At 65.5% G+C, this 13800-nt stretch carries 11 protein-coding genes; 6 read left to right on the forward strand and 5 right to left on the reverse strand.

Annotated features, from left to right (window positions below; all coding sequences use genetic code 11):
- Positions 1 to 150 precede the first annotated feature (150 nt).
- From ABD002_RS17400 to ABD002_RS17410, 3 genes are all read left to right on the forward strand, one after another.
- Positions 151 to 594: a YciI family protein gene (locus tag ABD002_RS17400; RefSeq protein ID WP_343793437.1), complete on the forward strand. Its 444-nt coding sequence runs from the start codon at positions 151 to 153 to the stop codon at positions 592 to 594.
- A gap of 42 nt (positions 595 to 636) precedes the next feature.
- Positions 637 to 996 (forward strand): YciI family protein, encoded by a 360-nt coding sequence (locus ABD002_RS17405; RefSeq protein ID WP_343793439.1) that lies wholly within the window; start codon positions 637 to 639, stop codon positions 994 to 996.
- Positions 997 to 1130: 134 nt separating this feature from the next.
- Positions 1131 to 2408, forward strand: coding sequence for an RNA polymerase sigma factor (locus ABD002_RS17410; RefSeq protein ID WP_343793441.1), 1278 nt, complete (start codon positions 1131 to 1133; stop codon positions 2406 to 2408).
- Here the strand turns inward: ABD002_RS17410 and ABD002_RS17415 are convergent.
- From ABD002_RS17415 to ABD002_RS17430, 4 genes are all read right to left on the reverse strand, one after another.
- Positions 2405 to 4294, reverse strand: coding sequence for a diguanylate cyclase (locus tag ABD002_RS17415; RefSeq protein ID WP_343793443.1), 1890 nt, complete (start codon positions 4292 to 4294; stop codon positions 2405 to 2407). The two genes, ABD002_RS17410 and ABD002_RS17415, sit on opposite strands and share 4 nt — an antisense overlap.
- A 328-nt stretch (positions 4295 to 4622) precedes the next feature.
- Positions 4623 to 5270 (reverse strand): YceI family protein, encoded by a 648-nt coding sequence (locus ABD002_RS17420; protein WP_343793445.1) that lies wholly within the window; start codon positions 5268 to 5270, stop codon positions 4623 to 4625.
- Positions 5271 to 5332: 62 nt separating this feature from the next.
- Positions 5333 to 5854, reverse strand: coding sequence for a nuclear transport factor 2 family protein (locus ABD002_RS17425; RefSeq protein WP_343793447.1), 522 nt, complete (start codon positions 5852 to 5854; stop codon positions 5333 to 5335).
- A 141-nt stretch (positions 5855 to 5995) separates the two neighbouring features.
- Entirely contained in the window at positions 5996 to 6964 is a 969-nt protein-coding gene (locus tag ABD002_RS17430; RefSeq protein ID WP_343793449.1) for a LysR substrate-binding domain-containing protein, read from the reverse strand.
- A gap of 117 nt (positions 6965 to 7081) precedes the next feature.
- On the opposite strand from ABD002_RS17430, the gene ABD002_RS17435 reads away from it, so the two are divergent.
- The 3 genes from ABD002_RS17435 (at position 7082) to ABD002_RS17445 (ending at position 10000) form a co-directional block, all read left to right on the forward strand.
- Positions 7082 to 7666 (forward strand): FMN-dependent NADH-azoreductase, encoded by a 585-nt coding sequence (locus tag ABD002_RS17435; RefSeq protein WP_343793451.1) that lies wholly within the window; start codon positions 7082 to 7084, stop codon positions 7664 to 7666.
- Between the two features lie 143 nt (positions 7667 to 7809).
- A complete protein-coding gene (locus tag ABD002_RS17440; RefSeq protein ID WP_343793453.1) occupies positions 7810 to 9465 on the forward strand; it encodes an acyl-CoA dehydrogenase family protein in 1656 nt (551 codons plus the stop codon).
- A 43-nt stretch (positions 9466 to 9508) separates the two neighbouring features.
- The gene (locus ABD002_RS17445) at positions 9509 to 10000 is read left to right on the forward strand and encodes an asparaginase domain-containing protein (RefSeq protein WP_343793455.1); all 492 of its coding nucleotides are present in this window, start codon (positions 9509 to 9511) and stop codon (positions 9998 to 10000) included.
- A gap of 116 nt (positions 10001 to 10116) precedes the next feature.
- Here ABD002_RS17445 and ABD002_RS17450 read toward each other — a convergent pair whose 3' ends face one another.
- Entirely contained in the window at positions 10117 to 13602 is a 3486-nt protein-coding gene (locus ABD002_RS17450) for a PKD domain-containing protein (protein ID WP_343793457.1), read from the reverse strand.
- Between the last annotated feature and the right edge of the window lie 198 nt (positions 13603 to 13800).

The raw sequence follows: 13800 nt of genomic DNA on the forward strand, positions 1-13800 counted from the left end.
CCCCCACCCCCTCTCTCGGTGAAAGAGGGGCTCAAGCATGACCGTGTCGATCTCGCCGCCCCTCATTCGACGTGTAGATAGAGTCCGGCTTCTCCAGCATTCAAACCGCAGGAAACCGGCTCCCACCCCCGAACCTGAGGAGACACGACGATGCGTTTCATGGTGATGGTCAAGGCCACCACGGACTCGGAAACCGGCGTGATGCCGAGCGCGAAGCTGCTGGCCGACATGGGCAAGTTCAATGAGGAGCTGGTCAAGGCCGGCGTGATGCTCGCGGCGGAAGGGCTACAGCCGAGCGCCAAGGGCGCGCGCGTGCGCTTCTCCGGCGCCAAGCGCAGCGTGATCGACGGCCCGTTCGCCGAAACGAAGGAACTGGTCGCTGGTTTCTGGCTGTGGCAGGTGCGCTCGCTGGACGAGGCGATCGAATGGGTCAAGCGCTGCCCGAATCCGTTCGAGCACGGCGAGTCCGAGATCGAGATCCGCCAGGTATTCGAGGCGGACGATTTCGGTGCCGAATTCACGCCGGAACTTCGCGAGCAGGAAGAACGCCGGCGCACACAGGTCGAAGAACTCAACAAACGCGCCTCGCGCTGAACGCGCCGCTGCGCACGACTCACCCAATCAAGGAGACACGACATGCGTTATTTCAGCATCTACATCCCCGATCAGAAGACGAACCCCAGCGGCCCCCTGACCGGCAAGAAAAGAGAGGAGATGGACCAGTTCGTCGAAGCAAGTTTGAAGCGCGGCGAATTCCTCTCCGGCGGCGGCTTCCTGTCGATCAAGCAACACGGAGCCGTCGTACGGCGCACGAATGGCAAGAACGTGGTCATCGACGGGCCGTACGCCGAGTCGAAGGAACTGCTCGGTGGATTCGCGATGCTCGAGTATGCATCGCGCGAAGCCGCGATCGAGGGTGCCAAGCGCTTCCTCGAAGTAGCGGGCGACGGCGAATGCGTGACCTACCAGATCATGGAACCGACCACGCATGCCTGATCCGGCAAGGCTTTCCGCCTGAACTGTGGGGCGCGGATCTCGCGCGGCGAAAGCGGGAATGTGGGGCAACGAGTCGCGACCCGGCACGTCTGGCGCTTGCTTCGGGGTGCGGCTTGATGCTTTGATCGGTCGCGATGAGCGCGACCGATACCCACCGAACCATCGACGCCGTCTGGCGCATCGAATCGGCCCGGCTCATCGCCGGGCTGACACGCATGGTGCGCGACGTCGGCCTCGCGGAGGAACTGGCGCAGGATGCGCTGGTCGTCGCGCTGGAACAATGGCCGCAGTCGGGCGTGCCGGACAATCCCGGCGCCTGGCTCATGGCGACCGCGAAGCATCGCGCGATCGATCGCCTGCGGCGCGGCAAATTGCTCGAACGCAAGCACGAGGAAATCGCGCGAGAAATCGAGTCGGAACAAGATGAGATCGCTTCACACATCGAGACTGCGCTCGACGACCCGATCGGCGACGACCTGCTGCGCCTCGTGTTCATCGCCTGCCACCCCGTGTTGTCGACCGAAGCCCAAGTCGCGCTGACCCTGCGCCTGCTCGGTGGACTGACCACCGATGAGATCGCGCGAGCGTTCCTCGTACCGGAGCCGACCATCGCGCAGCGCATCGTGCGCGCCAAGCGCACGCTCACGAAGGAGCAAGTCCCGTTCGAGGTCCCGCGCGGCGCCGAGCTTGCTGGACGGCTGGCGTCGGTGCTCGGGGTCATCTACCTGATCTTCAATGAGGGCTATTCGGCGACCGCCGGCGACGACTGGATGCGACCGGCTCTGTGTGAAGACGCGCTGCGTCTCGGCCGCATCCTGGCCGGGCTGGTGCCGCAGGAATCCGAAGTGCACGGCCTGGTTGCGCTGATGGAGATCCAGGCCTCGCGTGTGCATGCACGCGTCGCTCCCTCGGGCGAACCGATCCTGCTGCTCGACCAGGACCGGGGGCGCTGGGACCAACTGTTGATCCGGCGCGGACTGGCCGCGCTCGAACGCGCCGAAAAACTCGGTGGCGCGCAAGGTCCGTACGCGCTGCAGGCCGCAATCGCGGCCTGCCACGCGCGCGCGCGCGCCGCGGCGGAAACGGACTGGACACACATCGCGGCCCTCTACGGACTGCTCGCCCAGGCCATGCCCTCGCCCATCGTGGAACTGAACCGCGCGGTCGCAGTCGCGATGGCCACCGGTCCGCAGGCGGGCCTCGACCTCGTCGACGCGCTGGCCGCGGAACCGTCGCTGCAGAACTACCACCTCCTGCCCAGCGTGCGCGGCGATCTGCTCGCCAAGCTCGATCGCCACGACGAAGCGCGCGCGGAGCTCGAACGCGCGGCCTCGCTGACGCGCAATGCACGCGAGCGAGCGCTCCTGCTCGAGCGCGCGGCCGCGTGCGCGCACGGAGAGCCGCCCGGCTAGATTTCCGCCTCCACGCGATTGCGACCGTTGTTCTTGGCGCGATAGAGCGCCACGTCGGCGCGACGCACCAGCGCTCTCATGCCGCTGTCGGCCGGCTTGAGCTGGGTCACGCCGAGGCTGATCGAAACCGTGAGGCCGACCGCCAGGTCGTCCAGCTTCAATCCCGCCACGTTGGCGCACAGTCGCTCGGCGACCTGCATGCCCGCTTCGAGCCGGGTGTCGGGAAGGACCACCAGGAATTCCTCGCCACCGGTCCGGCCGAGCTGGTCGAATTGGCGCAGCGCCGCCTGGCAGGTGCTGGTCACGCGCACCAGGATCTGGTCGCCGACCTCGTGGCCATAGTTGTCATTGATGCGCTTGAAATGGTCGATATCGAACGTGAGGATGGTCATGTCGCGGCTTTCCGCGCGGGCCTGCCGGATCGCCTGGCTGGTCGCGTGTTCGACACGCCGGCGGTTGGCGACGCCGGTCAACGGGTCGGTCATCGCGAGCGTGCTCAGCGTGCGCATCTTGTAGAACTGGCGCAACGCGAACCAGGCCAGCAGAAGCAACAGCAGCGAACCCAGCACGATCGCCAGAGCTTGCCACTGACGGATCCGCTCCAGCGCGACCAGCTCCTGTTCCTTCATTACCTTGTCGGCAGCGAGCCGGCGGTTTTCCAGGTCGCGCCGCGCACTGTCGAACTGATAGCTCAGCAGCACCGTGTACTCGGCCCTCGACTTCTGCTCCAGTGCCTCGTTGGTCTCGAGCAGGCGCTTCAGGTCCGTGAGCGCGGCATCGGTTTTGCCCAGCGCCTCGTAGCTCACCGCGCGAGCGGCATGGAGCTGCGCGAGGTAGCGCAGGTTGTTGCCCGACGCCAGCGATCTCTCTGCGGCATCGAAGTCCTTCAGCGCTTCGGCCTGCAGGCCCATGCCGGCGTGCGCGATGCCGTATTGCAGATGGTTCATGCCCTCGTTGGAATTGTCCGATATCGCCGTCTGTTCCAGCTCGGACTGACGCAGCGCCTCGATGGCCTGCCGGTACTTCCTTTCGATGTTGTACGCCTGCGCCTGTGCCAGAAGCGCGGCACCGGCATTGCCCCGGTCTCCCATCTGCCTGGCCAGTTCCAGCGCGTGCTGAAGCGGCGCGTGGGCATGCGCGGCATCGTTGTTCTCGAAGGCCAGGAAGCCGAATTGCATGTCGACCGCAAGCAGTGTGCTGGTGTCGCCACGCTGCGCAGCAAAGGTCCTGGATTGCTCGAGGTAGCCGCGCGCCTTCTCGAATTCGCCCAGCCGGCGATAGGCGGTTGCGATGTTGAGCAGGTTGAGTTCGCTCGCTGCTTCCTTGCGGGCGCCGTCATAGGATCTCTGCGCCTCCAGGAAATCCAGCAGCGCCTTGGCCTGCTCGCCAAGCAGCGACTGCACCGCTCCGCGCGCGACGAGGCCATCGCCGAGCAGGCGGGCATCCTCGAGGTGCCGCGCCAATTCGATGCCGGCGTCATAGTCGGCCAGCGCGGCGCTCGGCGTTCTCAGTGTCTCGCGGTACTGGCCGCGGCAAAAATCGAAATTCGCTTCGGCCGCCTTGTCGTCACTGCGAAGGGCGTCCTGCAGCCCCTGCTCTGCATAGGCAAAACCGGCCGTCGCATCATTCGGAAATGCCAGATAGCAGTTCAGGTATCGGTAGCGCAGGCCACGCACCTCGTCATCGGACGGCAGCAGCGCGTGCAGCCGGGCCAGGATGTTGGCGGTCTCCGCCGCGCTGGCCAGGGCAAGCTCGCTGTTGTCCAACTGGTCGGCAAGGCGATCGAAGTCGGAACCGGAAGGCGCCGGCAGGGCCGCCAGGCTGGACACGCTTGCCAAGGCAAGGCCCAGCCCGACGATCGACGACAGCGAGCGATACTCCGACAAGCACTCCCCCTCAGGATGGGCCGGCAGCGGGCAGCATGCCAGATCGCGGCCGGCCGTATCCGGCCCGACCCGCTGCTGTCTAGCAAGAACCGTGCACATCGAGCGGACACCGAGATTTTGCGCGGTTTCCGGCCCAGGCGGAGGGCAAACCTGGCGGGAGCCTTGACGGCGCGGCCTTGGCTACCTCCTCATGCGAGTCCGACGTCCAGGTCGTGGCGAGCTCCGTCCCCGCCGACGTTGACGAGCGTCATGCATCTTGAGCTTGGAGTCCACCTGGGCGACCCAGGTGTTGGCGATGGCTTCGGGGTATGCAGGGTGGCGAGCTTCCCTACGGCCGACTGATCTGGGCAGCGTCGTGAGCAGCCCGGACAGCCTCCGCAGACTGGATCGCTTCCACCTGGATACGCAACGTCACGTCCATCTTGAAGCCGTAGGCCTTGCCGCTGTCCATGCCGAAATCGTCGCGCCTGAACGTGCCGAGCGCGTCCGCTCCGCAGACTTCACGCTTGAGCATCGGATGCGGCATGCACTTGAACGAATCGATGTTCAGGATGACGGGCCGGGTCACGCCGCGCAGGGTCAGTTCGCCGACGACGCGCGACGGTGCGCCGTTCGCAAAGCCTTCGAGCTTTCCCTTGTAGGTCGCCAGCGGGTACTTGCCGATATCGAACAACTCCGCTCCCTTCGCGACCTCGTTCAACTTGTCCTGGCCGAAATCGATGCTGGTCACATCGACGGTGATGTCCACAGTGCCCTCGCCAGTTGCCTTGTCCAGCGCCACGTTGCCGCGGGTTGCGTTGAACTTGCCGCGCCAGGTCGACAGGCCGCCGAGGTGGTCAGCTTCGAAGCTGGGATAGGTATGGCTCGGATCGATCTCGTACTTGACCGGTGCGGCCGAGGCGACAGCGCCTGTGGCGAGCGCGATCAGTGGAAACAGTCCCAGTGCCTTGAACGCGTGAGTGTTCTTGAGTGACATGTTCGTTCTCCAGTCCTTTTCGGTGGTGGTGCGATGGGAATGGTGTGGTTTTGCTGCCGCGGTCACGGCGTGGAATGTGTCGGAGTTTGTCCGATTGCCGGATCGATCGGATCGGATAGCTGTTCGTCGACGATCAGCCAATCGCCATCGATCCGAAGCAGGCTCATCGACACGCGCACCCACAGGTCGAGCATCGCTCCGCTCGTGTTCTTGCCGCTGAACTGCTGCAGGAAGCGGCAGGATGCAATGTCGCGCGCCATGGACACGTCGAGTTCGCGGATCTCGCAACCGATGGGGCCGTCCCAGGCCGCGAACCAGTCTTCCAGGCGCTCCTTCGTCGCATCCGATCCGCTGTCGCGCAGCGGTGCGACGAGATCGAAGGCCAGCATGTCGGGCGCGTTGCATGCGATGACCGCTGCGGCATCCTTCGCGCGGATCGCCGCAGCCTGCCCTTCGAGGACATCACGGATGCACTGCTCGGACGTGGCGCGTTCGAGCACCCGGCAACACTCGGCCAGAATGGCCTGATTGCCATGCTTGCGGATACGGGCGCAGGTCTCGCTTTCTTCATGTGCAATGGCCATCGCTTCTGCCCGCGTTGCAGGCGAAAGCCTGCATTCATGGGTAAGACGATCGAGGCAGCGCGATTTCGACACGTTGCGTGACGCCGGCCACGACCAATCCGGACAGCGCATGGCCAAGGCCGGGATTCCGATTCGCACTGGCTAAGCCGCGCTTGCCGCCGGCTTCTTCCCGCATTGCTCGTGCTTGGTCTGCACCGCGCCGGGCAGGCGTTCGGCGAGGAATTCGACGAACGCGCGTACGCTGGGCAGCTGGCCGCGCCGGCTCGGATAGACGAAATGCATCGTGCCCTGCGGCATGCTCCATGTGGGCAGTACGACTTCGAGTTCGCCGCGCGTGATCGCGGGCGCGCAGACGAACTCGGGCAGCATCGCAATGCCGAGGCCACGCTTGGCGGCCTCGTGCAGGAGCGCAAAATCGCCGCAGACGACGCGCGCCTGCATCTCGACACTCACCTTGCCGCCATTGGCGTCGGAGAGGTCGAGGATCTGCGCGCCGTCATGCTCGAGCATCGACAGCAGCGGCAGGCGCTCGAGTTCGCCGGGCTGTTGCGGCCGGCCCTGCGTGTCGAGGAATGCGGGGCTCGCGACCAGCAGAACGCGCGACAGGCCGAAGCTGCGCAACACCATCGTCGCATCGGTATCGAGCTTGTCACGCACGCGGATCGCGACATCGAAGCCCTCGCCGATCACGTCGACACGCCGGTCGCTGGCAAGCACGCGCACCTGCACCTTCGGATACTGGATCAGGAAATCCGGCAGCACGTGCGCGATGATCGTCTGCACGAGCGGTACCGGGCAGCTCACCCGCACCATGCCGCGCGGTTCGGCGCGCAATTCGTCGACCACGTCCTGCGCGGCCTGGGCCTCCTCGAGCGCGGCGCGGCAATGCGTGTAGAAGCGCTCGCCGATCTCGGTGACCGCGAAGCGCCGCGTGGTCCGTTGCAGCAGTCGCACGCCGAGGCGTTCCTCGAGCTGCGCAACGCGCTTGCTGAGCCGGGACTTGGGCGTGCCGAGCGCGCGCCCGGCGGCGGAAAACCCACGATGCTCGACCACGGCGACGAAAAACCGGAGGTCGTTCAGGTCGTGCAGGGCACCCTCGGTCGCAACCATCATCGTTCTCCACAGTGAACGAACCATCGCGATTTTGCGGACTTATCGCCTGATTGTCCACGATCTATCTTGCAGTCGTCCCAAACAACCGACGGCGCCACGCCGTGGAGACTGCCCATGAACCTGCTGCATATCGATTCCAGCGCGCTCGGCGCGCATTCCGTCTCGCGCGAGCTCGGTCGCGCCATCGTCGACGCATGGAAGCGTGCACACCCGGGCGCGACCGTGACTTATCGCGACGTCGCTGCGCATCCGTTGCCGCACTGGACGCCGGTCGCGGATGCCGCTGATCCCGCCGCGCGCCTTGGGGGCGAAGTGCTCGACGAATTCCTCGCCGCCGACGTCGTCGTGATCGGCGCACCGATGTACAACTTCTCGGTCCCGAGCACGCTGAAGACGTGGATCGATCGCGTCGCGGTCGCCGGCAAGACGTTCCGCTACGGTGCGAACGGCCCCGAGGGCCTCGCCGGCGACAAGCAATTGATCATCGTCTCGTCGCGCGGCGGCTTCTACAGCGCTGGCACGCCGGGCGCGGCCGCCGACTTCCAGGAGGCTTATCTGCGCCAGGTGTTCGGCTTCCTCGGCGTGACCGACATCGAGATCATCCGAGCCGAGGGCGTGAACATCAGCGCGGAGCAGAAGGCGCAGGCGATCGCGGCCGCGCACGCGGCGATCGGCGCGAATGAGCGCGTCGCGGCCTGAGCGGTTCAAGTATCCATCGTGCCCCTCTCTCAGCGGGAGAGGGGTTGCGGTGAGGGTTTGGCGCGAGCGAGTCAGGTCGCACCTTGCCCCGCGCCTGAACCCGCGCGTATGGTGACGCGACATCCCGCACGCGCCGCCTCGCAATGGATTTCGTCCAGACCGCCCCGGTTCTCGGCAACCAGTATCGCGACGATCGCGTGTTGCGCGCGTATCTGGAACGTGCGCTGCCCCGGGCAGTACACGCCTCGATCGAGGGCGACCTCGACGAACTCGGCGCGCACGCTGCCGTCGCGTGGAATGAGGCGCGCACTCGCATGCCGAGCGAACCGGTCCTCACGCAATGGGATGCCTGGGGCGCACGCATCGACCACGTCGGGATCACGCCGGTCTGGCAGCGCGGTGCGGCACTGACGGCACGCTACGGTCTCGTCGCCGCCGGGCACGAAACGACACACGGCGCGCATGCGCGCACGGACCAGTTCGCACGCGTCTACCTGCACCATATCGCGAGCGAGTTCTACACCTGCCCGCTCGCAATGAGCGATGGCGCAGCGACCGCGCTGAAGGCATCCGGAAATAGTGCGCTGATCGAGCGTGCGCTGCCGCACCTGCTCTCGCGCGATCCGGCGACGCTGTGGCTGTCCGGCCAGTGGATGACCGAGACCGCAGGCGGTTCCGACGTCGGCGACACTGAAACGATCGCGCGCCTCGACGGCGATGGACGCTGGTGGCTGTACGGCCGCAAGTGGTTCACGTCCGCGGTGGTCGGCGAGATGGCGCTGACGCTGGCCCGGCCCGAAGGCGCGCCCGGCGGCGCCGATTCGCTCGCGCTGTTCTATCTCGAAACCCGCGACGCGACCGGACGCTGGAACGGCATCCGCATCGACCGGCTCAAGGACAAGCTCGGCACGCGCGAGCTGCCGACCGCGGAACTCCATCTCGACGGCGCATATGCCGAACCGGTCGGCGAAGCCGTGCATGGCGTGCGCCTGATTGCGCCGATGCTCAACGTGACGCGCACCTGGAATGCCGTGTGCGCACTGGCGACGATGCGGCGCTGTCTCGCGCTCGCATTCGACTATGCGCGGCGCCGGCATGCCTTCGGCCGTAGGCTGATCGAGCAACCGCTGCATCGCGCGACGCTGGCCGCGCTGCAGGCCGAGTTCGAGGCCGCGTTCCAGCTGGTGTTCTTCGTGACGGAACTGCTCGGTCGCGTCGAAACCGGAGCATCAGCGTCGGATGACAAGGCGCTGTTGCGTGTGCTGACGCCGCTCGCCAAGCTCTGGACCGGCAAGCTCGCAGTGCGCATCGCCTCGGAAACCTGCGAGGCGTTCGGCGGCGCCGGCTACATCGAGAACACCGGCATTCCGCAACTGCTGCGCGATGCGCAGGTCTACCCGATCTGGGAAGGCACGACGAACGTGCTCGCGCTCGACGTGCTGCGTGCGCTGGGGGCGAACGGGATCGATGGCGTGACCCGGGCCGCCGGCGCGTTGCTTGGAGAAGCCGGCAGCGATCGCCACGGCGTGCGTTCCGCACTGGACGCAGCGCGCAACTGGCTCGTGGCGCATTCGGCGCATCGGGATGCGCTCGAGTCCGGTGCACGCGGACTGGCGCTGACGCTCGCACGCAGCTTCGCCGCGGCGCTGCTTGCGCGCCATGCGGCCTGGGCGGAACGCGAGCGCGGCGACACGCATGCACAGGCTGCCCTCGCAATCTTCGCGGCGCATGGACTGGTACGCCTGGACTCGTCCGCAATGGACGCTGCGGCGGCGCTGACCGACAATTGCGCCCCCTGACGCGGCCAGATGCCGCGTCCGTCCATTGCAGGAAGACCGGCCCATGCAGCATCTGACCATCGTCACCACCGGCGGCACGATCGACAAGATCTACTTCGACGACAAGTCCACGTTCCAGATCGGCGCGCCGCAGATCGGCGAGATCCTCGAGGCACTCGGCGTCGCGTTCACGTTCGACGTGGTGCCGCTGCTGCGCAAGGACAGCCTGCACATGGACGACCACGACCGCACGGCGATCCGTACCGCGATCGAACAGCAGCCGCACCGCCACGTGCTGGTCACGCACGGCACCGACACGATGGTCGAGACCGCGCAGGCGCTGGCCGGCATCGCCGGCAAGGTGATCGTGCTGACCGGCGCGCTGAATCCGGCGCTGTTCAAGGGTTCCGACGCGGTGTTCAACATCGGCTGCGCGGTCGGCGCGGTGCAGACCCTGCCGGACGGCGTCTACATCGCGATGAACGGGCGCATCTGGGATCCGGCACGCGTGCGCAAGAACCGCGACGCGAACCGGTTCGAGGCTGCGCAAATCTGATCTTCGCGCGCACCGGATTCTCGAAAAAGAGAGGGCCGCGCAATGCGGCCCTCTCTGCAACTATCGAACAAGGGTGGCCGCATCCAGCAGCCACCCATTGTCTTTAGGCACTCACGTCATTGGACCGCAAAGACCAGATCGTCGTGGTCATCATAGGATCCGGTGCTGCACGACGACGCGCTGCCCAGGTAGCGGAAGTTGGCGCGAACCGCTTGCAGGCTGCCAGTCGGCAAGGTGAACGTCGCCGACAACGTCTGTACACCCGAGACCGTTGGCGAGATCGTCTTGATAAATACCCAGCTCGGTGAATTCGCGTTCGCTGCGTAATACAGATCCAGCGCATCCGACGTGCTGTCGTAGGCCCACACCGTCGATGTCACCGTAACCGTCTTGCCAGCTGCCAGCGGACTGCCATCCGTGGTGGCGATCTTGAGGCGATCATTGGACTCATCCGAGTGGAACGTGCCCGACGTGCCATCCGCGCAGGAGTTGTTGATCGTGTTCGGCTGATTCGCTTCGACACCGCCGGATATCGTGCCGCGGCCCAGCAACAGGCTCGGGCCGGAATCGCAGGACGAGCCCACGGTCGAGCATCCGGGCGCCTTGAGAGTGGAATTGTACGTTGCGGTCAACGCACCGCCGCCACTAGCGACAGAGACCGATGCCGTCTTCGAGCTGGTCTTGCCACTCACACCGTCCGTCACCGTTTCGACCACGCTGTAGGTGCCCGCGGCCGCATAGGTGTGGCTCGGGCTGGTTGCCGTCGACGTACCGCCATCACCGAACGTCCAGGAGTGCGCACTGATCGAACCGCCCGAATCCGTCGAGGTATCGGTGAAGGTCGCGGTCAGGCCGCTCGTGGTAAAGGTGAAGTTGGCCGTTGGCGTGCCGCCCGTACCTGCACCGACCGCAAAGACCAGGTCGTCGTGGTCGTCATAGGATCCGGTGCTGCACGACGACGCGCTGCCCTGGTAGCGGAAGTTGGCGCGAACCGCTTGCAGGCTGCCGCTCGGCAGGGTGAACGTCGCCGACAACGTCTGTACACCCGAGGCTGTTGGCTTGATCGTGTTGATCAATACCCAGCTCGGCGAATTCGCGTTCGCTGCGTAATACAGGTCCAGCGCATCATCCGTGCCGTTGTACGCCCACACCGTCGACGTCACCGTAACCGTCTTGCCAGCCGCCAGCGGAGTGCCATCCGTGGTGGCGATCATGAGGCGATCATTGGACTCATCCGAGTGGAACGTGCCAGACGTGCCATCCGCGCAGGAGTTGTTGATCGTGTTCGGTTGATTCGCTTCGACACCGCCGGACATCGTGCCGCGACCCAGCAACAGGCTCGGGCCGGAATCGCAGGACGAACCCACCGCCGAGCATCCGGGCGCCTTGAGAGTGGAATTGTACGTTGCGGTCAACGCACCGCCGCCACTGGTGACCGAGACCGATACCGTCTTCGAGCTGGTCTTGCCACTCACACCGTCCGTCACCGTCTCGGTCACGCTGTAGGTGCCGGCGGCCGCATAGGTGTGGACCGGGTTGGTCACGGTCGACGTGCCGCCATCACCGAAGGTCCACGCATGCGAGCTGATTGTGCCGCCGCTGTCGGTGGACGAATCGGTGAACGTCGCGGTCAGGCCATTCGTCACGACGCCGAAGTTGGCCGTCGGCGTGCCGCCGGCGCTGGCGACCGTTACCGAGGCGGTCTTGGAGCTGGTCTTGGCGCTGACGCCATCGGTGACTGTCTCGGTCACGCTGTAGGTGCCGGCCGCCGCATAGGTGTGACTCGGGCTGGCCGTGGTCGAGGTGCCGCCGTCGCCGAACGTCCACGAGTACGAGCTGATCGTGCCGCCCGCATCGGTGGAGCTGTCGGTGAAGGTCGCCGTCAAGCCGCTGGTGGTGAAGGTGAAGTTCGCGGTCGGGGTACCGCCAGTGCTGCCGCAGCCCGGGAACTTGAAGCTGCCGATGCGCGTGCTCCAACCGAACGACCCGTTGGTTGCGTAGTACTCCTGGGTGTACCAGAACGTGCAGTCATCGATCGGGTCGACCGTCAGGTCGCTGTAGTCGCCCCACCGGTTACCCGAGCCGCTCTGACTGCCGGCGCCGTCGAACAGGTGCGCTTCGGTCTGAGTCAGCGTGTTCAGCGGATCGCCGGCCAGTCGCCCCGCATAGCGGATCTGCGGATTGATCGTGCTGTTCGAGGCGGAGTAACCGACCGCGAGGTTGCCCTGCTTGTCCATCGCCACGCTGCCCATCCAGCGCCAGGTTGAATCAGGCTGGTAGGTGCTTTCCTGATAGACGACGGGTGTACCGGAAGTCACGCTGCGCAACTCGAACCAGCGAACGCCGGAGACGCTGTTGGCCATGACCGAGTAGTTGCCGACCAGCGATTCGTGATCGCCGAAATTGCGGTAGGCGAGGCGGAACATCAGACGATCGTCGAGAGCGTTGAGATAGTTCGCAGAACCCGCCTTGGTGGGCACACAGGCCGAGGTACTGCCGCAGGGCTGGGTGAACGCCGCGGCCGCCGGACTGGCAGCGAGCGTGAACGTGGTGTTCGCCGGCGTCACGTAATCGGGGTGGAAACGGTAGACCCGATAGGTGCTGTTGTCCGGATATTCCACGAAGGTTTCCGGCGCATTGACCGGCGGCAAGGTCGAGCCGTCCAAGTCGGCCGGCAACAGCGCCGAATCGGTCGAGGTCAGCGAGGTCGTCGTCACGTATGCCGCGCTGGTGTTGCCGGCGATCATCGCCGCACGATCGAATGCAAACGGCTGCGGACGCAGGAATGCCGTGCCTGCGGCGTTGAACACGTTCATGGCCATGTAGTAGCCATCCGTCCACACGCCGAGATGCGGATAGTCGTAGAACTCTGAACCGAGGTGATAGCCGTAGCGGTGGTAGCTGGCGGTCGCATCCGAGGTCGTGGAGACCGCGATGCATTCGTCGGTGATCGCACCACCGGCGGCGCCTGCGAACTGGGTGATGATCCAGCGCTCGGCAATCTGGTCGTACAGCACCACCGGATCGCCGTGGCCATCGGTTTCACAGACGCCGCCGAAACCCGCCCAGATCGACGAGGTCGCGGCCGGGCCGAGCACCGAAACACCGGTGGTCTTGTCAAAGACCTGATAGCCGGAGTTGGTCATCTGCACATACTGCGTCTTGCCGACTTCGCCATCCGTATCGGGCGGCGCACAGCCGCATCCAGCGACGCCCATGCCGTCGAAAGACAGGATCGTCGATGGCATCGGCGCGGTCGGCACCGGTGCCCCGTTCGGTGCCGTCGAGAAGAAATGCTGGACCACCGGGTCCGTCTGGTTGACGTGGTGGCTCGGGATCCGCGGGTTCTCCGCTGCCTCGTGCATGACCGTGCCATGCCACGCGGGCAGGTAATACAGCGGCAGCGAGGTATCGCTCTGGTACGAAGTGCCTTGAACGATGGTCTGTCCGTTCGCGTTCACCACGATGTTTACATTGGAATCGCCGCCGATCTGCACGCCCGATGGCGGGATGATGGCTTGAGCGGGTCCGATGGCCCACCCACTGATGGCGATAGCCGTAGTGAGCGCGGCGCGCCGCGATATATTCGTCGATCTGAGCATTACTGAACTCCCTCAATATGCAAGCATCGAAATTTCGAATGGTTTTTTGAGCACGGCCGTGCCGATCTGGCCTTCGGGTGGCATGCATCCTGCCAACACGCGCAAAGGCCGAACGATGGTTCGACACGGGGAAATCCCACTGCACAGCGGGCACGACGGCTGTACGCGGTCTATCGACCAGCGAGCGCGCAGCCAAGA

The sequence above is a fragment of the Dokdonella soli genome (assembly GCF_039523175.1).
Lineage (GTDB): Bacteria > Pseudomonadota > Gammaproteobacteria > Xanthomonadales > Rhodanobacteraceae > Dokdonella_A > Dokdonella_A soli.

Bases quoted from the DNA above. Each gene is read 5' to 3' on its own strand.
- ABD002_RS17400 (WP_343793437.1), top strand. From the start codon at position 151: ATGCGTTTCATGGTGATGGTCAAGGCCACCACGGACTCGGAAACCGGC.
- ABD002_RS17405 (WP_343793439.1), top strand. From the start codon at position 637: ATGCGTTATTTCAGCATCTACATCCCCGATCAGAAGACGAACCCCAGC.
- ABD002_RS17410 (WP_343793441.1), top strand. From the start codon at position 1,131: ATGAGCGCGACCGATACCCACCGAACCATCGACGCCGTCTGGCGCATC.
- ABD002_RS17420 (WP_343793445.1), bottom strand. From the start codon at position 5,270: ATGTCACTCAAGAACACTCACGCGTTCAAGGCACTGGGACTGTTTCCA.
- ABD002_RS17425 (WP_343793447.1), bottom strand. From the start codon at position 5,854: ATGGCCATTGCACATGAAGAAAGCGAGACCTGCGCCCGTATCCGCAAG.
- ABD002_RS17430 (WP_343793449.1), bottom strand. From the start codon at position 6,964: ATGGTTGCGACCGAGGGTGCCCTGCACGACCTGAACGACCTCCGGTTT.
- ABD002_RS17435 (WP_343793451.1), top strand. From the start codon at position 7,082: ATGAACCTGCTGCATATCGATTCCAGCGCGCTCGGCGCGCATTCCGTC.
- ABD002_RS17440 (WP_343793453.1), top strand. From the start codon at position 7,810: ATGGATTTCGTCCAGACCGCCCCGGTTCTCGGCAACCAGTATCGCGAC.
- ABD002_RS17445 (WP_343793455.1), top strand. From the start codon at position 9,509: ATGCAGCATCTGACCATCGTCACCACCGGCGGCACGATCGACAAGATC.
- ABD002_RS17450 (WP_343793457.1), bottom strand. From the start codon at position 13,602: ATGCTCAGATCGACGAATATATCGCGGCGCGCCGCGCTCACTACGGCT.